Raw genomic sequence first — 19607 nt, forward strand, 5'->3', positions numbered from 1 at the left:
CGGCGACCCACGGGTGGCGACGACCGCCCGACACCACCTGTCGCCCATCCACCGGAGGTACCCGCGTTGGCTTCCCACGAGCGCTCCGCCCGACTCCTCGTCGGGCTCCTCGCCGGCGGCGCGGCGGCCCACGTCCTGCTCCCGAAGGCGTTCGACGCGACGATCCCGCGCGCCCTGCCGGGCACCCCGCGCACCTGGACCTACGGCAGCGCGGTGGTGGAACTCGCGGTGGCCGGCGCCGTCGCGGTGCCCGCCACCCGCCGGGTCGGCGCTCTGCTCGCGGCGGGGCTGCTCACCGCCGTCTTCCCGGCCAACGTGAAGATGGCCTACGACTGGCGCCACCGACCCGCGCCGCTGCGGACCGCGGCCCTGGTGCGGCTGCCGGTCCAGGTTCCGCTGGTGCTGTGGGCGCTGCGGGTCAGCCGTCAGCAGACGCCGCGCCGCCAGGGCTGACCCCCCGAGCCGCACGCGGTTGGTCCTCCGTCCCCGTCACCCGTCGACCAGGATCACTTCCAGCGTCCGCGGGCCGTGCACGCCCTCGACCCGGTCGAGCTCGATGTCGCTGGTGGCGGAGGGGCCGGAGATCCAGGTCAGCGGACGGGCGGGGTCGAGGCGTTCCATCGCCTGGGGGATCGAGTCGACGATCTGGCCGGGCGCCAGGACCACGCAGATGTGGTGGTCCGGCACGAGCGTGATGCGGCGCCGGCCCTGCCCCCCGGAACCGTCCAGCACGATGGTGCCGGTCTCGGCGACGGCCACCGCGCAACCGGTCACCACGCTGTCGACCGCGTCGAGTTCACGCGCCGTCAGGGCGAGGGTGTCCGCGACGAGCTCCACCCCGGTGGCGGCGGCGAGCCAGCCGTCGGGCAGGCCGTCGGGGACGACGGCGGAGCGGGCGCCGCGCTCGGCGAGCAGCGCGGCGATCAGCGCCGGGAGCCCGGCGGCCGGGCACCGGTGCACCAGCGCGCGGTAGTCCGCGAGGTGGACGGCCAGCAGGTCGGCGGTCTCCTGCGGGGTCCGGGTCCCGTGCACCCGCAGGTAGTCGCGGTCCAGCGGCACGCTGCCGGGCAGCTCGTCGCGGGGCACATCGGCCAGCGCGCGGCGGATCCGTCCGAGGACCCGCTCCCGGCTGCTCGCGCCGGCCGGAGGATCGAGGGCCCCATCGGCTCCATGGGCCGCATGGTCGGGGCTCGGTCGGCTCATGAGGTCTCTCCCTCTCCCCGGGTGCGCTGCCACCAGGCACGGAACGATTCGGCGGGCACGGCCGGCAGCTCGCGGGTGGCGGACCAGGCACGTCCGGGCCCCGGCAGCCGTGCGGGGTGGAGCCGCCGGGTGCGGGCTGCCAGCCGCTGGCCGGCGCGGAGCGCGGCCGGGTGGTCGAGCGTCCAGCGGGCGGCGCGCATCGCGGCCCGCTCGGCGGCGTGCCCCTTGGCCGGTTTGATGACGGCCCGGGTGCCCCGCAGCGTCACCGCCCCGCCCTCGACCACCCGTTCCCGCAGGTGGACCAGGACCTCGGGGATGTCGATCGCGACCGGACAGACCTCGTAGCAGGCGCCGCACAGCGTCGACGCGTACGGCAGCGAGGCGTCCAGCGCGGAGGCGGTACCGCGCAGTTGCGGGGTGAGGATGGCGCCGATGGGGCCGGGGTAGGCCGAGCCGTAGGCGTGGCCGCCGGCCCGCTCGTAGACCGGGCAGACGTTCAGGCAGGCGGAGCAGCGGATGCAGCGCAGCGCCTGGCGGCCGACGGTGTCGGCGAGGGTGTCGGTGCGGCCGTTGTCGAGCAGCACCAGGTGGAACGTCTGCGGTCCGTCGCCCTCCGTGGTGCCGGTCCAGGTCGAGGTGTACGGGTTCATTCGCTCGGCCGTCGAGGAGCGGGGCAGGGTCTGGAGGTAGATCTCCAGGTCCTGCCAGGTGGGGATGGTCTTCTCGATGCCGACGACCGAGATGAGGGTCTCGGGCAGGGTCAGGCACATGCGGCCGTTCCCCTCGGACTCCAGGACGACGAGGGTGCCGGTCTCGGCGACCATGAAGTTGGCGCCGGAGATGGCGACCTTGGCCCGCAGGAACTTCTCCCGCAGGTGCAGCCGGGCCGCGTCGGCGAGGTCGGCGGGCTCGTCGGTCAATCCGTCGGGGGCCGCCCGGCCCCAGTCGCCCATCCGCTCGGTGAAGATGTCGCGGATCTCGGACCGGTTCTTGTGGATCGCGGGGACCAGGATGTGCGAGGGGAGGTCGTCGCCGAGCTGCACGATCAGTTCGGCGAGATCCGTCTCGTAGGCGTGGATGCCGGCCTCGGCGAGGGCCTCGTTGAGCCCGATCTCCTGGGTGGCCATCGACTTGACCTTGACGACCTCGGTCTCGCCGGTGGCGCGGACGAGGTCCGTCACGATCCGGTTGGCCTCCCCGGCGTCGGCCGCCCAGTGGACCACGCCGCCCGCGGCCGTGACCGCAGCCTCCAACTGCTCCAGGTAGTGGTCGAGATGGCGCAGGGTGCGGTCCTTGACGGCGGCCCCGGCGGCCCGCAGCTGCGGCCAGTCGTCCAGCTCGGCGACCGCCACGGCGCGCTTGGCGCGGATGGTGTGCGTCGCGTGCCGCAGGTTGCCGCGCAGTTGGGTGTCCTGGGTGGACTTCTCGGCCGCCTCCGGGAAGGCCGGCATTCCGAGATAGGTGCCGTTCATCGGACCTCTTCCCTCGAATAGGGGTGTTCCTTGGTCGAGGCAAGGATCTCGGCGATGTGCAGGGGCCGGACCGGCGAGCCCTCCCGGGCCAGCGTGCCGCCGATGTGCATCAGGCACGAGTTGTCGACGGTGCAGACGGTGGAAGCCCCGGTGGCGGCGATGTGCCGGGTCTTGTCCGCGCCCATGGCGCCGGACACCGCGGGGTTCTTGACGGCGAAGGTGCCGCCGAAGCCGCAGCACTCCTCCGCGCCCTCCAACTCCCGCAGCTCCAGGCCCCCGACCTTCTCCAGCAGCGCGAGCGGACGCCGCCCGAGCCCCAGCACCCGCAGCCCGTGGCAGGTGGGGTGGTAGGCGACCGAGTGCGGGAAGTACGCCCCGACGTCGGTCACCCGCAACACGTCCACCAGGAACTCCGTGAGTTCGTACGTCCTGGGCACCACCGACGCGGCCGCTTCCGCGAGAGCGTCGCCGCGCCCCTCCGCGGCGGCCTTCGCCCCGATCCGCGGATAGTTCTCGCGGACCATCGCCGCGCAGGACCCGGACGGGGTCACGATGTGGTCGTAGCCCTCGAAAGCGGCCGCGTACCGGTGCACCAGCGGCTCGGTCTCGTGCCGGTAGCCGGTGTTGAACTGGGGCTGCCCGCAGCAGGTCTGCGCCGGCGGAAAGTCGACGTCCACGCCCAGCCGTTCGAGCAGCGCCACGGTGGCCCGCCCGGTGTCCGGGTAGAGCATGTCGTTCACACAGGTGACGAAGAGGGCTACGCGCATGCGCTCATACTGCCGCAGCGCGGGATCAGTGGGAAGCAGACATCGGATGTTTTCTGAGGAGTCCTGCTCCAGCACCCTCGCCGCGCCCCTGGACCGGGCGCGGCGAGGGTGCGGGGGAGGGCGGGGAGCTCCCGCCGTGAGCGCGAGTTGACCATGCGCGGAAGGTTAGCGCTCCCCGCGGCCGGGCGTTCAGCGAGTGAGCGCGGCGGACCGTACGGGCGTGGTCTCCTCAGGTCCGCGCGCGAGGAGTTCGCGGATCTCGCGGACCGCGGTGCGCCCCGCCCGGTTGGCGCCGATGGTGCTGGCGGAGGGTCCGTAACCGATGAGGTGGACGCGGGGGTCCTTCGCGACGCGGGTGGTGCCCTCCAGGCGGATGCCGCCGCCGGGCTCGCGCAGCCGCAGCGGCGCGAGGTGGTCGAGGGCGGCGCGGAAGCCGGTGGCCCACAGGATGACGTCGGCCCGGAGCTCGCGGCCGTCGCTCCAGGCGACGCCGTGCTCGGTGACGCGGTCGAACGCCGGCAGCGGGTCGAGGATGCCGCGCGCCCGCGCGGCGCGCACCGCCTCGGTGGCCGCGAGCCCGGTGACGCTGACCACGCTCTGCGGCGGCAGCCCGGCCCTGACCCGCTCCTCGACCAGCGCGATCGCGGCCCGGCCCCAGTCCTCGTCGAACGGCTGGTCGCGGAAGAGCGGCGGACGGCGGGTGACCCACGTGGTGTCGGCGACCTCCGCGAGCTCCATCAGCAGCTGTACGGCCGAGGTCCCGCCACCGACGACGATCACCCGGCGGCCGGCGAACTCCGCGGCGCCCCGGTAGCCGGCGGTGTGCAGCTGGCGGCCGCGGAAGGTCTCCTGGCCGGGGTAGTGCGGGACGAAGGGGCGGTCCCAGGTGCCGGAGGCGTTGATCAGCGCGCGGGCGGACCGGGCTCCGGCGTCCGTCTCGACGAGCAGCCGCCCGCCGCCCGCCTCACGGACCGCCGACACGTTCACCGGGCGGTGCACGCGCAGGTCGAAGGCGCGCTCGTACCGGTCGAAGTACTCGGAGACCACCTCGGCGGAGGGGCGGGCCGGGTCGGCGCCCTCCAGCGGGAGGCCGGGCAGGTCATGGACGCCGTGGGCCTTGGCGTAGGTGAGCGAGGGCCAGCGGAACTGCCACGCGCCGCCGGGGCCGGGGGAGTGGTCCAGGACGGCGAAGCCCTCGTCCGGGCGGAGCCCGGCGCGGCTGAGGAAGTACGCGCCCGACAGGCCCGCCTGCCCGGCTCCGATGACGGCTACATCGACCTCGTGGCCCTCGTGCGCTCCGCTCAAGTCGTTCACGGTTCTACCAACCGCGGGCGGCGCGGAAAGCTTCCCCTGGAGGCTGGAGGCTGGAGGCTGGAGACTGGGGCCTGGGGCATCAGCGCCGGGTGACCGCCGCGCGCGCCGGGACGGGAGCCGCGGCGGGTGGTGGGGCGGAGACCGCGCCAGCGGGTGGCACGGAGGCGGGGGCCGGCGGGTCCGCCGGCGCCGGCATCCGCGGCTCCGAGGCCCAGCGCCGCAGGCGGGCCACCCGCTCGGCGGCCTCCTCCAGCCGGCCGGGCGAGAGGTCCCCGTCGGCCACCGCGCGAGCCGCCGCGGTGTGGATCGCCTCGTGGACCCCCGCACCGCACGCCGGGCCGAGCCGGACCAGGTCGACTCCGGCGATCCAGGCCAGCACGGCCGCGCCCGGCACGCCCCAGCCGTTGACGATCGACGGCGCGTCGAGGGCGTCGCTGACCACCACCCCGCCGTAGCCGAGGTCTCCGCGCAGCACCCCCGTCACGGCCCGGCCGCTGAGGGTGGCCGGCAGGCCTTCGCCGCCCGGCGCCGGCGTCCGTCCGGCGGTGATCGCCCGGACGCCGGCGGCGGCCCCCTCGGCGAACGGCCGCAGCGGGCCCCCGCCGGTGAAGGGGCCGAGGGCCGCGGCGACCCCGTGCGACTGCAGGTCGGTGACGAAGGTCCGGGTCTCGTCGGCGCGCAGCCCTGGCCGGACGCCGAGGTGCAGGTTGGTTCCCAGCGCCACCAGTTCGGCGGCCGCGGAGCTGCCGCTGCCACCGCTCCCGTAATCGTTTCCGTACCGGCCGCGCGAACCCGGATCCCCGCCGGGGCGGCCGGTGAGGCCGTCCGGAAGCCGCTCGTGCAGCGCGGCCGTGATCCGGCGGGAGGCGTCGGGTGTTCTCGCGCAGACGACCACTCCCGGCATTCCCCGGTCGAGCCCGAGGCGTATCCACTCCGGTGGCCGCTCGGTGCGGACGGAGGGGAGCAGGCAGGCGTCGACCAGTGCGGCGATGCGGTGCAGGGTGTTCACGTCGGCTGTCCCCCTTTGGCGCGCGGCGGCAGTGGGAGGGTATCCCGAGAGCGGCCTAATGGTACAGACCAATCGAGGAGCTGCCCGCCCACCGGGAACGGTCTCCCGGTCTTCCGGTGGACGGGCAGCCTTCCGGTCGATGGGCAGCCGCGAACTACGCCGCCGCTCAACGCCCCCCGGCGAGCAGCAGCGGCGCGCCGCCCGGCGCGGACGCCGGACGGCCGTTGGCGGCCGGAACGCCCGCCAGCGGGGAGCCGGGGACGGTGTCGAGCAGACCGCGTGCCGCCAACTCGGGCGTCACGCCCTCGCCGAACCAGTACGCCTCCTCCAGGTGCGGATAGCCGGAGAGCACGAAGTGCTCGACGCCCAGGGCGTGGTACTCCTCGATCCGGTCCGCGACCTCGGAGTGGCTGCCCACCAGCGCCGTGCCCGCGCCACCGCGCACCAGACCCACCCCCGCCCACAGGTTGGGGGAGATCTCCAGCTTGTCGCGGGAGCCGCCGTGCAGGGCCAGCATCCGCTGCTGGCCCACCGACTCGCTCTTGCCGAGGGCCTGCTGGGCGGCGGCGACGGTGTCGTCGTCGAGGTCGTCCAGCAGCCGGTTCGCGGTCGCCCACGCGTCCTTCGAGGAGTCGCGCGAGATGACGTGCATCCGGATGCCGAACCGGACGGTGCGGCCCTCCGCCTCGGCGAGCCCGCGAATCCAGTCGATCTTCTGCTTGACCTGCTCCGGCGGCTCCCCCCACGTCAGATAGACGTCCGCGTTGCGCGCCGCGACCGGTCCCGCGGCCGGCGACGAGCCGCCGAAGAAGATCGGCGGGCGCGGCTCGGGCGGCAGTGCCACCAGGCCGCCCTCCACCTGGTAGTGCTCGCCCTGGAAGTCGAAGGGCTTGCCCTCCCAGGCCCCGCGCACCACCGTCAGGAACTCGTCGGTCCTGGCGTAGCGGTTGTCGTGGTCCAGGTGGTCGCCGAAGCGCTTCTGCTCGGTGGAGTCACCGCCGGTCACGACGTTGAGCATCAGCCGGCCGCGGGTGATGCGCTGGTAGGTGGCCGCCATCTGCGCCGCCAGTACCGGCGAGATGACGCCGGGCCGGAACGCCACCAGGAACTTCAGCCGGTCGGTGTGCTGGGACAGCGCGACCGTCGTCAGCCAGGCGTCCTCGCACCAGGTGCCGGTCGGCGTCAGTACGGCCTCGAAGCCCAGCTGGTCGGCCGCGCGGGCGATCTGCGCCAGATAGTCGATGTCGGGCGCTCGGACGCCGCTGATCGGAGTGATCCGCGAGCGCTTGATGCCGCCGTCGGTGTAGGCGTGGCGGTCGACCAGGGTCCGGCCGTCCCCGCCCGTGGGCAGGAACCAGTGCAGGTGCACGGACATCAGGAGGAGGCCTTTCCATAGGAGTGCGCCGGGGCGTTGGAGGCAGGCAGGTTGGCGTTGAAGCGCTTGTCGACGAAGTCCTTGAACGCGAAGTGGTTCGGGATGAGTTTCAGATCGGCGAAGGTGTCGGCGATCTTCTGCTCGGAGGCGATCGCGGCGTCGTCCACGGCGACCGCCACCCGGGTGCCGCTGCTGCGCTTCACCGCGTCCAGCGCGACCTCGTAGGGCAGTCCGGTCTCCTTCGACCAGACCTTCGCCCACTCCTCGGGGTGGCCGTGCGCCCAGTCCTGCGCCCGGCGCAGCCGCGTGAGGTAGTCGCCGATCGCCTGGACCTTGTTCCTGTCCTTCAGGGCCCCGGGGGCGGCGACCTGGAAGCCAAGCCCGTTGACGACGCCCTCGCCGGTGGTCAGCACCCGGGCGCCCGCTTTGCGCAGGACCTGGGAGGTGTACGGGTCCCAGATGGCCCAGGCGTCGACCCGGCCCCGGCTGAACGCCGCCAGCGCGTCGGCCGGCTGCAGGTAGCTGACCTTGACGTCGCTGAGTTTCAGGCCCGCCTTCGCGGGCGAGGCCACCAGCTGGAAGTGCGCGGAACTGCCCTGCGCGACCGCCACCGACCTGCCCTTGAGCTCGGCCACCGACTTCAGGTCCGAGTCCTTGGGCACCGCGATCACCTCACCGGCGGACGAGCCGTGCGAAGCACCCACCACCGTGATCTTCGAGTGGGCGCCGGCCGCGAAGACCGGCGGCGTGTTGCCGACCCCGCCGATGTCCACTGCCTTCGCGTTGACCGCTTCCAGCAACGGTGGCCCCGAGGTGAAGGTCGACCACTTGATTCTGTACGGGACACCGTCCAGTTGCCCGGCGGCCCGCAGGATCGCCTCGGAACCGCCTTTCTGGTCACCGACGTTGAGCGTGACGCCACTGAGGCCGCCCTTGTCCGACGAGCCCGAGGCGTCGTCGGCGGCGGACGACCCGCCGCAGGCGGTCAGCAGGAGGGCGAGCGGGAGCAGCAGAGCGGGGGCGAAGCGTCTCATGGTCGTCATTTCCGTTCTGGAGGGGTCGTCAGGCCGCTTGTGCGGACGGGTGAATGTCCACCCCGAGCTGGTCGAGCAGGCGCGAGCGCAGTTCGGCGAACCGGGGGTCGCCCGGATCGCGGGGGCGCGGCAGCGCGACGGGGTTGTCGTGGGCGATCACGCCGTTCTCCATCACCAGCGCGCGGTCGGCGAGCAGCAGCGCCTCGTCCACGTCATGGGTGACGAGCAGCACCGCGCACCCGCGCCGCTGCCACAATTCGCCGACCAGCCGCTGGGCGGTGATGCGAGTCAGCGCGTCCAGCGCGCCGAACGGCTCGTCGAGCAGCAGCAGATCCGGCTCCCGCACCAGCGCGCGGGCCAGTGAGGCGCGCTGGGCCTCACCGCCGGAGAGCGTCTTGGGCCAGGCACCGGACCGGTGGCCGAGCCCGACCTCCTCCAGCGCCTGCTCCGCGACCGCACGGCCGGGGTGGCCGGGCAGCCCGAGCAGGACGTTGCGCCACACCCGCTTCCACGGCATCAGGCGCGGCGACTGGAAGGCGACCGCGCGCCGCCGCGGCACCAGCACCGAACCCTCGACCTCGCGGTCGAGGCCGGCCAGCACCCGCAGCAGCGTGCTCTTGCCGCAGCCGCTGCGCCCGAGCAGCGCGGTGAACTCGCCGGGCCTGATGTCGAGATCGAGCCGGTCGATCACGGCGCGCCCGTCGAAGGCGCGGGTCAGCCCCTCGACGTGGACCGCGGTCGCCGGACGGTCCGTCCTGCGGTCCTCCGGACGCTCCGTCCTGAGGTCCTTGGGGCGGGTCACTTGCCGGTGAAGGTCGGTCGCCATTGCAGCAGCAGCCTTTCGAGAGTGCGGACGACGATGTCGGCGGTCAGGCCGAGGAAGGCGTAGACGACGAGGCAGACCACGATCACGTCGGTCCTGAAGAACTCGCGGGCCTGGTTCATGACGAAGCCGATGCCGTCGTCCGCGTTGATCTGCTCGCTGAACACCAGCGCGAGCCAGGCGGTCGCCAGCGAGTAGCGCAGCCCGGTCATCGCGCCCGGCAGCGCGCCGGGCAGGACGACATGCCGCACGAGGCCCCAGCGGGACAGCCCGAGCGAGGTGCCGGCCTCGATGAGCTGCTCGTCGACACCGCGGATGCCCGCGTAGACGTTCAGATAGAGGTGGAAGGCGACACCCAGCGAGATCAGCGCGATCTTGGGCGCCTCGCCGATGCCGAGCCAGATGATGAACAGCGGGATCAGGCCGACCCAGGGCACGGTGCGCAGCATCTGCACGCTCGCGTCGACGAGGTCCTCGCCGAGCCGGGAGAGCCCGGAGACCAGGGCGAGCGCGGTGCCCACCACCACGCCGAACAGCAGTCCCAGCGCGACGCGTTGGAGCGAGACCAGCATCGCCGACGGCAGCGTCCCGTCCGCGATCAGCTCCTTCCCGGCCCGTGCGATGGTGCCGGGGGAGGCGAGGATGTCGGGCTCCAGGACCCCGGTGGCGCTCAGCACCTGCCACAGGGCCAGAAGGAGCAGCGGCCCCGCGGTGCGGCGCAGCCAGCGGGGCACATGGCGGCGCCGGGAGGCTGCCGAGACGATCGGCTCCAACTCGAGGACGGTGCCCTGGTCGGAGATTACGGATATGTCCGGTGGTGATGCGGTGCTGGGCATGGCGGCTCCACGGCGGAAGGCAGACGGAGGCACGCCTCGGCGCGCAGGCTCCCGACGGAACGGATCCCTGAGGGATCAGCCCGGGAGCGCGCTGAAGAGCGAGGCGAAGAGAAGGACGAACGAGTGAGAAGGCGTCAGCAGCCGCGAGGACACGCGGCGGAGGCCACCCGCAGCAGGTCGATGTGACCGCGCGTGGTGAGCAGAACGGGACGCAACATGCGGGAGAACCTAGCGAGCCGTCCCGAGCCCGGTCAATGTCGTCTCGCCACCCGGACGGGCATCTCAAACGCGGATCCGGTGACGTTGCGCGACCATGGAGCCATGGCCGACGTGTTCACCACCCGCACCCTCGACATCCCGACCGGCTCCCGCGAGACGGTCCACGACCTCACCGCGGCGTGCGCCGCCTTCCTCGACGAGGCCGCCCACGGCCGCGACGGGCTGCTCAACGTCTTCGTCCCGCACGCCACCGCGGGCATCGCCGTCATGGAGACCGGCGCCGGCAGCGACGACGACCTCCTGGCCGCGCTGCACGACCTGCTGCCCGCCGACGACCGCTGGCGCCACCGCCACGGCACCCCCGGCCACGGCCGCGACCACGTCCTCCCCGCCCTGGTCCCTCCACACGCCACCCTCCCGGTCATCGCCGGCCGCCTGGAACTGGGCACCTGGCAGTCCGTGGTCCTGGTGGACACGAACGTGGACAACCCCCGGCGCCAGGTGCGGCTGTCGTTCCTGGGGTGATCGGGGCGTCCGCGCGGGTTCGACGGAGGGGCTGCCTGGCTTGGGGGACCCATAAGGCGGGCTTATGGGGTCATAGGTCTAACCCGGCTACTGGGTTAGGTTTGCCTTAGTTTAGGCTTCCCGGCGAGTCCGCGTGTCAGCGCTCGAAGGGAAATTGATCATGCTTCGCCCTGTGCGGGTAGCAATAGTCGGAGCCGGCCCCGCCGGGATCTATGCCGCCGACGCGCTGCTGAAATCCCCGGTTGCCGTCACGCCCGGTGTCTCCATCGACCTGTTCGAGCGGATGCCGGCGCCGTTCGGCCTGATCCGTTACGGCGTCGCCCCCGACCACCCGCGGATCAAGGGCATCGTCACGGCCCTGCACCAGGTCCTCGACAAGCCGCAGGTGCGGCTCTTCGGCAACGTGGACTACCCCAACGACATCAGCCTCGACGATCTGCGCACGTTCTACGACGCGGTGATCTTCTCCACGGGGGCGACCGCCGACCGGGCGCTCGACATCCCCGGCAGCGACCTCGCCGGATCGTACGGCGCGGCGGACTTCGTCTCCTGGTACGACGGGCACCCGGACGTGCCGCGGACGTGGCCGCTCGACGCGGAGAAGGTGGCCGTCCTCGGTGTCGGCAACGTCGCCCTCGACGTGGCGCGCGTCCTCGCCAAGACCGCGGACGAGCTGCTGCCGACCGAGATCCCGCCGAACGTGCACGAGGGACTGCGGGCCAACAAGGCGCTGGAGGTCCATGTCTTCGGCCGCCGCGGTCCCGCGCAGGCGAAGTTCAGTCCGATGGAGCTGCGGGAGCTGGACCACTCCCCGAACATCGAGGTCATCGTCGACCCCGAGGACATCGACTACGACGACGGCTCGATCGCGACCCGGCGCGGCAACAAGCAGGCCGACATGGTGGCCAAGACGCTGGAGAACTGGGCCATCCGCGACGTCGGTGACCGCCCGCACAAGCTGTTCCTGCACTTCTTCGAGTCGCCCGCCGAGATCCTCGGCGAGGACGGCCAGGTGGTCGGGTTGCGCACCGAGCGCACCGCCCTCGACGGCACCGGCAACGTCAAGGGCACCGGCACCTTCAAGGACTGGGACGTCAGCGCGGTCTACCGCGCGGTGGGGTACCTCTCCGACGAGCTGCCCAAGCTGCCCTGGGACGTCCGGTCGGGCACGGTCCCGGACGAGGGCGGACGGGTGATCGAGGAGACCGGCGAGCACCTGCGGTCGACCTACGTCACCGGGTGGATCCGGCGCGGCCCCGTGGGGCTGATCGGCCACACCAAGGGCGACGCCAACGAAACGGTCGCCAGCCTGCTGGACGACCACGCGAACGGCCGTCTCCACACCCCCGCTGCGCCCGCCCCGGAGGACGTGGAGGCGTTCCTCGGCGAGCGGAACGTCCGCTTCACCACCTGGGAGGGCTGGCACCGGCTGGACGCCGCCGAGAAGGCGCTGGGCGAACCGCAGGGGCGTGAGCGCGTGAAGATCGTCGAGCGCGAGGACATGCTGGACGCCAGCGGCGCGTAGTCCCCACCGGCACGACGAACGGCCCGGGCTCCTGCCCGGGCCGTTCCCGTGCGGGCGACGGCGGGCCGGGATGGCGGGAATCGTCATAACCCTGTCCTTGCCGCCATCCGCCCCGCGGACGACGATGACCGGGTGACCCGCCATCGCATCGTCTTCGTCGTCGTCCCGGACTTCCAGATCCTCGATCTGACCGGGCCGCACGAGGTGTTCTCGCAGGTCGCACGGTATTCCCCGGCCGGACCCCGCTACCGGATCGACACCGTGGCGCCCGCTCCGGGACCGGTCGGGTCCTGCGGCGGACTCGCCGTCGTCCCGACGCTGACGCTCGACGCGTGCGAGGGCCCGATCGGCACGCTGGTCGCCGTCGGCGGCCCCGGCATCCGGCGGGCGGTCCAGGACGCGGAGTTCGTCGGGCGCTTCGCCGAGGCCGCCGGGCGTGCGGACCGCGTCGCCTCCGTCTGCAGCGGCGCCTTCCTGCTGGCCGCGGCCGGACTGCTGGACGGACGGCGCGCCGTCACGCACTGGAACAGCTGCGCCGAACTGGCCGAGCGGTACCCGCGGGTGACGGTCGACCCCGACCCCATCTTCCTGCGGGACGGCGACGTCTGGACCTCGGCAGGCGTCACCGCGGGCATCGACCTGGCGCTGGCGATGGTCGAGGAGGACCACGGCGCCGACCTCGCCCGGGACATCGCCCGGCAGCTCGTCATGTTCGTCCAGCGGCCCGGCGGCCAGGCGCAGTTCAGCACCCAGCTCGCCGCGCAGCGCCCCTCGCGGGCGCCACTGCGCGAGGTGCAGGAGTGGATCGCCGACCACCTCGGGGCGGACCTGGCGGTACCGGTACTGGCCGCGCGCGCCGGGATGAGCGAGCGCAACTTCACCCGGACCTTCCGGGCCGGGACCGGCCGGACACCGGCCGCCTACGTCGAGGCCGCCCGTGTCGAGGCGGCCCGGCGGCTGCTGGAGACCACCGACACCACCGTGGGGGCTGTCGCCCAGCGCTGCGGATTCGGCACCGCGGAGACCATGCACCGCACCTTCAAGCGGACCGTCCGGGTCACCCCGGGGGAGTACCGCCGTCACTTCGGCACCACTGAGCACCAACCGCGAACCAACCAACCGCGAATCAACTGATCAGGAGTCGCCATGCGCATCGTCATTCCGCTGTTCGATGGATTCACCGCACTGGACGCCGTGGGCCCGTACGAGGTGCTCAGGATGCTGCCCGGAGCCGAGACGGTGTTCGCCGCCGAGGCGGTGGGGCCGGTCAGGGACAGCGCCAAGACCCTCGCCCTGACCGCCGACGCGTCGTTCGAGGAGATCACCGCCTGTGACGTGCTGGTGGTGCCGGGCGGCAGGGGAGTCCGGGACTTCCTGGCGGACGCGGGCCTGATCGAATGGGTCCGGCGGACGCACGCCACGACCACCTGGACCACCTCGGTCTGCACCGGATCCCTGGCGCTCGCCGCGGCGGGCCTGCTGGACGGCCTCACCGCCGCGTGCCACTGGAGCGCGGCGGAGGAGCTGAACGGGCTCGGCGCCGTCTACACCGAAGAGCGGGTGGTGTTCCACGACGAGCGGCGGATCGTGACCTCCGCCGGGGTCTCCTCGGGGATCGACATGGCACTCGCGCTCGCCGGACGGATCGCCGGCCGCACCACCGCCGAGGCGATCCAGCTGATGATCGAGTACGACCCGCAGCCGCCCTTCGACGCCGGCTCGCTCGGCAAGGCGCCGCAGGCCGCCAAGGACCTCCTCAAGGCGGGCCTCAACCGGTAGCGGGACCCCCGCCGCGCCCGGAACCCTCGGCGCTCCTTCCGACGGCCTCGACCAGCGGCAGCACCCGGTGCGGCACACGCTCGCGCAGCGCCACCTCGGTCCGGGTGCGGACCACGCCCGGGGTGCTGATCAGCCGCTGGACGACGTCCTCCAGATGCGCGTTGTCGCGGGCGACGACGCGGGTCAGCAGATCGCCGCCGCCGGTGACCGAGACGGCCTCGATGATCTCGGGCACGGCGGCCAGCGCGTCACCGACAGCGTCCAGGTGCCCCTGGGTCACCTCGATGTGCACGAACGCGAGCACCGGGTGGCCGAGCGCGGCGGGCGACAGCCGCGGGCCGAAGCCGGTGATCACCCCGTCGCGCTCCAGCCGGTCGATCCGGGCCTGGAGCGTGCCGCGGGCCACGCCCAGGACACGGGCGTACTCACGCACGCTGGTGCGCGGCTGTTCCAGCATCAGCCGCAGGATGCGGGCGTCCAGCGCGTCGACAGCCATGGACCACTGGTCTCCTCCTGGTAGCCGAGTAAGGCTATTTACTGTACCAATGGCTCATAGTCAAGAGCCTCATTTGAGCCATTGCCCTGATGATGTTTTGCTTGGCGTGACGATGGCGTTGCGGTCCTCCGCAACGCCTTTGGCATGTCCGTCGATCGAACGACGCTGAGCAAGGGGCGGGGACCACCGAAGTGAAGAGGATGTTCATCGCTCCGGACCCGGGGCACGCGCGGCTGCGCACCGCGTCCCGCGCGGTCCTGGGCATCGCGACGGCCGTCGCCGCCGCCCTGCTCGCCGGGCTGCCGATGCCGGCCGTGGCGGCCGGCGGGCTCGCCGCGCTGCTCGCGCTCTTCGTCGTCACGGACGCCCGGGTGGATCAGCAGGCGGTCACCACCGCGCTGATGCCCGCCGTCGGGATCCCGGTCCTCGTCGCCGCCGCCTGGCTGCACAGCGTCCCGTACGCCCGTGACGCGGTCTTCGTGGCGGTCGTCTTCGCGGGCGTCTACGCGCGCCGCTGGGGACCGCGCGGACACGCGCTCGGCGTGTTCGCGTTCATGATGTTCTTCGTCTCCCAGTTCCTGCACGCCGCCCCGGCCGAGCTCCCCGAGCTCTGCGCGGCCGTCGGCCTGGGGCTCGGATCCGCCGCGCTCGTCCGCTTCGGCGTCTGGTGCTACGAGCGCCGGGCCGCACCGCCGGCCGTCGTCGCGCTGCCGCAGGCGCGCGGGCTGCGCAGGATCACCACCCGCCAGGCCTTCCAGGCCGCCGCCGCGTCCGGCTGCGCCCTCGCTCTCGGCCAGGCGCTCTCCGAGGACCGCTGGTACTGGGCGGTCGGCACCGCGTGGTGGATCTTCGTCAACACGGCCCACCGGGGAGAGACGCTGGTCCGCGGGTTCCGCCGGGTGCTGGGCACGGTGACGGGCATCGCGGCCGGGCTGGCGCTGGCTCTTCCGCTGCACGGCGCGGGTGCGCCGACCGCGCTGCTGCTCGCGATCTGCGTCTTCGGGATCTTCTACACCGCTCCCGTGTCGTACAGCTGGATGATGTTCTTCGTCACCGTCATGGCGGGCTCGCTCTACGGTCTGCTGGGCATCCTCCACCCCGGCCTGCTGTGGCTGCGGCTGGAGGAGACCGCCGTCGGGGCGCTCGGCGCGGCACTGGCCGTGGCCGTGGTCCTGCCGATCAGCACGCACTCCGCCACCGACGCGTGGATCCGGCACGCGCTGCACGGCGTGCGCGACTTCGCCACCCAGGCCGCGCACCACCTGGCCGGCGGCCCCGGCGAGGACCTCGCTCAGCGGGCCGCGGAACTCGACCTCGTCCTGGGCAGGGTCAGGACCACCGTCGCGCCGCTCGTCCACCCGTTCAGCCCGCTGCGGGCCCGCAGGGCGCGGGCCCGGCAGGTGCTCGCGCTGCTGGACGAGTGCGCGGACCGGGTACGCGGCCTCGCCGCCGTGGTGGCCGACCCGGACGCCGGCCACGACGAGCGGCTGCTCGCGGCCTGCCGCCGCGTCGAGGAGGCCGTCCACCGGCTCGTGGCGCCCGGCGCTCCGCACGTCCCGGCGCGGCTCACGGTGGCCGCCGAGGCCGGCGAGCACCCGCACGCGGAGCACGCGCTGGCGCACCTGCACGCACTGGAGGGGGCGCTCATCGAACTGGTCGCACCCCTGCGTGCGACTCAACGCGCCCCTTTGGCCGCCTGAGCTGCGACGTCGACACGCGGACCGGGTGTGAGGCGGGTGCATCGACCACGAACAGGATGAAACGGGCCACTCCTCGGGTAGGACCCTGCGCATCGGAATTCCGCGGGCTGCAGCGGGATGCGGCCCGGGATCCGGACACCTTGGGGAGCGGGCGGCGTGCTGAACTTTCTTCGAAGGACCGACGTCAGGGTGCGGCAGGAACGGACAGCGGGTCCGGAGGCGCCGGTCGGACGCCCGGTGGCCCGCCCGGCGGGACCGGAGCGGCTGGACGCGCAGGGCGAGGTCTGGCCGCTGGCCAGGGAGTTCCTGCGGCAACTGCACCGCGAGGAGGCCGACGCCGACGGCCTCGCCGCCCGCCTGACGCGGGTGCGGGCCGAGATCGACGCCACCGGCACCTACCGGCACACGAGACAGGAACTGGTCTTCGGCGCCCGCGTCGCCTGGCGCAACAACAACCGCTGCATAGGCCGGCTGTACTGGAACTCCCTGCGGATCCGCGACCGGCGCCGGATCTCCGACGCCGCCGGGGTCGCCGAGGAATCGGCCGCCCATCTGCGCGCGGCGTCCAACGGCGGGCGGATCCGTCCGGTCATCACCGTCTTCGCCCCCGACGCACCGGGCCTGCCCGGTCCCCGGATCCACAACGAGCAGCTGATCAGGTACGCCGGGTACCGGGACGGGGACGGCGTGGTGACGGGGGATCCGCGCAACACCGGCATCACCGACGCGGCCGAGCGGCTGGGCTGGCCGCGCGGACCCGGCACCGCGTTCGACGTCCTCCCGCTGATCGTGCAGGGCCGCGGCGAGGTGCCGCGCTGGTTCACCCTCCCGGCCGACGCGCTCTTCGAGATCCCGATCGTCCACCCGGAACTGGAGTGGCTCGCCGAATGGGGACTGCGCTGGCACGCCGTCCCGGCGATCTCCGACATGAGCCTGGAGATCGGCGGGATCCGCTACCCGGCCGCACCCTTCAACGGCTGGTACATGGGCACCGAGATCGGGGCCCGCAACCTCGCCGACACCGACCGCTACGACCTGCTGCCGCGGTTCGCCCGGCGGTTGGGCCTGGACACCAGCAGCGACCGGTCGCTGTGGAAGGACCGCGCCCTGGTCGAGCTCAACCGGGCCGTCCTGCACTCCTTCGACCGGGCCGGCGCCACCGTCACCGACCACCACACCGAGTCCCGTCGGTTCCTCACCCACCTCGACCGCGAGGAGAGCAAGGGGCGCAGCGTGCCGGCCGACTGGTCGTGGATCGTGCCGCCGATCTCCGGCTCGGCCACGGAGGTGTTCCACCGGTACTACGCAACGGGGGACCGCACCCCGGCCTACGTGCACCGCTCCGCCGTACCCCGAACGGACCCCGGCACGTGCCCCAGGACGGCTCCCGTGTAGCCCCGCCCGTGCGGCTGGCCGCACGGACCACTAATGTCACCGCAGCACACGTAGCTGGAGTGACAGGAGCAGTGGTGGTCGCGCACGCATACATCGGATCGTTCACGTCGGCGGGCGGACACGGTCTCACCACGGCCGCCGTCGACCCCGGGACCGGTGCGCTCACCGTGCTGGGGTCGGCGGCGGAGGTCGACGACCCGTCCTTCCTGGCGCTCTCCGCCGACCGCGAGGTGCTGTACGCGGTGAGCGAGACGAGGGAGGGCGGCGCCGCCGCCTTCTCCCTGGCGGATCCGGCAGCGCCCCGGCAGTCGGGCGCCACCGTGCCCGTACGCGGGAGCGCGCCCACGCACCTGTGCCTGCACGGCGGGCACCTGGTCACGGCCAACTACTCGTCGGGCAGCGTCAGCGTGCTGGCCCTCACGGCGGACGGCGGGCTCGGCGCGGTGCGCAGCGTGCTGGAGCACGAGGGCGACGGTCCCGACCGGGACCGCCAGACCGGTCCGCACGCCCACATGATCCTGCCCGACCCCTCGGGCCGCTGGCTGCTCAGCGTCGACCTCGGCACCGACTCGGTCCGGGTGTGCGAACTCGACGCCGCCACCGGCGAGCTGGAGATCGAGCGGGAGCTCGGGCTGCGCTCCGGGGCCGGGCCGCGCCACCTGACCTTCCACCCGCGCGGTGACCGCGCGTACGTCATGAACGAGCTGCGGTCCGTCGTCACCGTCTGCCGCTGGGACGCGGCGGCCGGATCGCTGCGCCCGGTGACCGAGGTGTCGGTCCTGCCCGAGGGCGCGGCCGGTCCGGAGAACCCCAACTACCCGTCGGAGCTGGTCGTCTCTCCCGACGGCCGGTTCGCCTGGGCGGCCAACCGCGGCCACAACAGCATCGCCGTGCTCTCCCTGGACGAGTCGGGGGAGCGGATGGAGCTGCTGGACACCGTGCCCTGCGGCGGGGACTGGCCGCGCCACCTCACCGCCGACCCGTCCGGCCGCCGGCTGTACGCGGCCAACGAGCGGTCCGGCGACGTGACCTGGTTCGACATCGACCAGGAGACCGGCATCCCCAAGCAGGCCGGCTCGGTGGACGTGCCGGCCGCCTCGTGCGTGCTGCTGCGCTGACCGGCGTGCGGGAACGACGGTGCGGGCGGCGCGGAACGCGCCGCCCGCACCTTTTTGCGGAACGTCAGTGCACCGGGGCGCCCTGCGGGGCGATACCGAGCGCGGTCGTGTACTTGGCGACCACGAGCTTGCCCACCGCCGGGTAGGGGCCGAGCGCGTCCGCGCCGGCGCAGCCCGCCTCCTCGGCAGCGGTGTGCAGCAGCTGGGCGGCGACCTCGGGACCGATCAGGCACGGTGCGAGGGCGAGGTTGGTGGAACCGGAGGACCGCAGCTGCTCGGCGGCGCGGGCGATCGAACCGTCCACGTCCAGCGCCGCGGCCAGGACCGGCACCGCGAGCCGGGCCGCGAGCAGCAGGCCGGTGACTCCGGCCGCCTGGACGGCCTCCTCGCCGCCCACGGTGGCCAGGATGATGCCGTCGGCGGCCGTGGCGACGGTGAACAGCCGGGCGCGGTCGGCGCGGGCCAGACCGGCCTCGGAGAGCCGTACGTGCAGCGCCTCCGCGAGCAGCGGGTGCGGGCCGAGCACGTCGGTCACCTCGGTGCCGCAGCGGCTGTCGGTCACCGCCTGGCGGATCCGGCGGACCACCGAGGCGTCGGGACCGGCCAGCAGCGGGACCACGACGGCGGCGGGGGAGTCGTCAGCCCGCTCGGAGGCGGCCTGCGTCAGCACGGCCTCCAGCGTCGGGAATTCGGCGTCGTCCCCTTCGAGGTAGCCGATGCGCGGGTCCAGACCCGACAGCTCGGAACGGGCGATGCTCAGGACCTCTTCCGCCAGACTGCGCACGGCGGGGGTCGGTGTGCCGGGAACAGCGAGAACCAGCACCGGCGCGCCCTCGGGCGCGGCCAGGGGCTCCGGTCGGCGGTGGCGTCCCGGCTGGCGGGGACGCGGCATTCGAACGGGGAGCCCGGGTGCGGGGCCAGTGGCAGTGCTCATGGCGTCGCATGCTAATGCCTCGTGGTGCGCGGGTGTTCGGGTGGGTACGTCCTAGGGGGGACCTGTCCCGTTCCGTCCGAATT

At 73.3% G+C, this 19607-nt stretch carries 20 protein-coding genes; 8 read left to right on the forward strand and 12 right to left on the reverse strand.

From position 1 onward, the window contains the following. Positions 1-66: 66 nt before the first annotated feature. On the forward strand, positions 67-453 hold the full coding sequence (locus O3X23_RS13935; protein WP_269271647.1) for a hypothetical protein: 387 nt from the start codon (positions 67-69) through the stop codon (positions 451-453). A gap of 36 nt (positions 454-489) precedes the next feature. On the opposite strand, the gene O3X23_RS13940 is transcribed toward O3X23_RS13935, so the two are convergent. The 10 genes from O3X23_RS13940 to O3X23_RS44165 form a co-directional block, all read right to left on the reverse strand. Next, the gene (locus O3X23_RS13940) at positions 490-1203 is read right to left on the reverse strand and encodes a LutC/YkgG family protein (RefSeq protein ID WP_269271648.1); all 714 of its coding nucleotides are present in this window, start codon (positions 1201-1203) and stop codon (positions 490-492) included. After that, complete coding sequence (locus O3X23_RS13945) at positions 1200-2675, reverse strand: lactate utilization protein B (RefSeq protein ID WP_269271649.1); 1476 nt, start codon at positions 2673-2675, stop codon at positions 1200-1202. Before O3X23_RS13945 ends, O3X23_RS13940 begins: the two co-directional genes overlap by 4 nt. Beyond that, on the reverse strand, positions 2672-3442 hold the full coding sequence (locus tag O3X23_RS13950; RefSeq protein WP_269271650.1) for a (Fe-S)-binding protein: 771 nt from the start codon (positions 3440-3442) through the stop codon (positions 2672-2674). Before O3X23_RS13950 ends, O3X23_RS13945 begins: the two co-directional genes overlap by 4 nt. A 189-nt stretch (positions 3443-3631) precedes the next feature. Next, complete coding sequence (locus tag O3X23_RS13955; protein ID WP_269271651.1) at positions 3632-4747, reverse strand: NAD(P)-binding domain-containing protein; 1116 nt, start codon at positions 4745-4747, stop codon at positions 3632-3634. Between the two features lie 88 nt (positions 4748-4835). Beyond that, positions 4836-5765 (reverse strand): glycoside hydrolase family 3 N-terminal domain-containing protein, encoded by a 930-nt coding sequence (locus O3X23_RS13960; protein WP_269271652.1) that lies wholly within the window; start codon positions 5763-5765, stop codon positions 4836-4838. A 166-nt stretch (positions 5766-5931) separates the two neighbouring features. After that, positions 5932-7140 carry an LLM class flavin-dependent oxidoreductase gene (locus O3X23_RS13965; RefSeq protein WP_269271653.1) on the reverse strand — a complete coding sequence of 403 codons (1209 nt, stop codon included), beginning with the start codon at positions 7138-7140 and terminating at the stop codon, positions 5932-5934. Further along, positions 7140-8183, reverse strand: coding sequence for an ABC transporter substrate-binding protein (locus O3X23_RS13970; protein WP_269271654.1), 1044 nt, complete (start codon positions 8181-8183; stop codon positions 7140-7142). Before O3X23_RS13970 ends, O3X23_RS13965 begins: the two co-directional genes overlap by 1 nt. Before the next feature lie 19 nt (positions 8184-8202). Continuing rightward, complete coding sequence (locus O3X23_RS13975) at positions 8203-9000, reverse strand: ABC transporter ATP-binding protein (RefSeq protein ID WP_269271655.1); 798 nt, start codon at positions 8998-9000, stop codon at positions 8203-8205. Further along, positions 8973-9833, reverse strand: coding sequence for an ABC transporter permease (locus O3X23_RS13980; protein WP_269271656.1), 861 nt, complete (start codon positions 9831-9833; stop codon positions 8973-8975). Before O3X23_RS13980 ends, O3X23_RS13975 begins: the two co-directional genes overlap by 28 nt. 134 nt (positions 9834-9967) lie before the next feature. Continuing rightward, positions 9968-10051 (reverse strand): putative leader peptide, encoded by an 84-nt coding sequence (locus O3X23_RS44165; RefSeq protein WP_384631905.1) that lies wholly within the window; start codon positions 10049-10051, stop codon positions 9968-9970. A 103-nt stretch (positions 10052-10154) separates the two neighbouring features. On the opposite strand from O3X23_RS44165, the gene O3X23_RS13985 reads away from it, so the two are divergent. The 4 genes from O3X23_RS13985 (at position 10155) to O3X23_RS14000 (ending at position 13881) form a co-directional block, all read left to right on the forward strand. Further along, on the forward strand, positions 10155-10577 hold the full coding sequence (locus tag O3X23_RS13985) for a secondary thiamine-phosphate synthase enzyme YjbQ (protein WP_269271657.1): 423 nt from the start codon (positions 10155-10157) through the stop codon (positions 10575-10577). Between the two features lie 160 nt (positions 10578-10737). Next, complete coding sequence (locus O3X23_RS13990; protein WP_269271658.1) at positions 10738-12102, forward strand: FAD-dependent oxidoreductase; 1365 nt, start codon at positions 10738-10740, stop codon at positions 12100-12102. 132 nt (positions 12103-12234) lie between these two features. Continuing rightward, positions 12235-13236, forward strand: coding sequence for a GlxA family transcriptional regulator (locus O3X23_RS13995; protein ID WP_269271659.1), 1002 nt, complete (start codon positions 12235-12237; stop codon positions 13234-13236). Positions 13237-13248: 12 nt separating this feature from the next. Continuing rightward, positions 13249-13881, forward strand: coding sequence for a DJ-1/PfpI family protein (locus O3X23_RS14000; RefSeq protein ID WP_269271660.1), 633 nt, complete (start codon positions 13249-13251; stop codon positions 13879-13881). Here O3X23_RS14000 and O3X23_RS14005 read toward each other — a convergent pair. After that, a complete protein-coding gene (locus O3X23_RS14005; RefSeq protein WP_269271661.1) occupies positions 13871-14377 on the reverse strand; it encodes an Lrp/AsnC family transcriptional regulator in 507 nt (168 codons plus the stop codon). The two genes, O3X23_RS14000 and O3X23_RS14005, sit on opposite strands and share 11 nt — an antisense overlap. A gap of 200 nt (positions 14378-14577) precedes the next feature. Between O3X23_RS14005 and O3X23_RS14010 the strand changes: the two genes are divergently transcribed. The 3 genes from O3X23_RS14010 (at position 14578) to O3X23_RS14020 (ending at position 18590) form a co-directional block, all read left to right on the forward strand. Then, a complete protein-coding gene (locus O3X23_RS14010; protein ID WP_269271662.1) occupies positions 14578-16077 on the forward strand; it encodes an FUSC family protein in 1500 nt (499 codons plus the stop codon). Positions 16078-16233: 156 nt separating this feature from the next. Then, complete coding sequence (locus tag O3X23_RS14015; RefSeq protein ID WP_443047846.1) at positions 16234-17472, forward strand: nitric oxide synthase oxygenase; 1239 nt, start codon at positions 16234-16236, stop codon at positions 17470-17472. Between the two features lie 74 nt (positions 17473-17546). After that, positions 17547-18590 carry a lactonase family protein gene (locus O3X23_RS14020; protein WP_269271663.1) on the forward strand — a complete coding sequence of 348 codons (1044 nt, stop codon included), beginning with the start codon at positions 17547-17549 and terminating at the stop codon, positions 18588-18590. Between the two features lie 64 nt (positions 18591-18654). On the opposite strand, the gene O3X23_RS14025 is transcribed toward O3X23_RS14020, so the two are convergent. Then, positions 18655-19524: a sirohydrochlorin chelatase gene (locus tag O3X23_RS14025; protein ID WP_269271664.1), complete on the reverse strand. Its 870-nt coding sequence runs from the start codon at positions 19522-19524 to the stop codon at positions 18655-18657. Positions 19525-19607: the final 83 nt, after the last annotated feature.

Source organism: Streptomyces sp. H39-S7, from assembly GCF_027158205.1.
GTDB lineage: Bacteria > Actinomycetota > Actinomycetes > Streptomycetales > Streptomycetaceae > Actinacidiphila.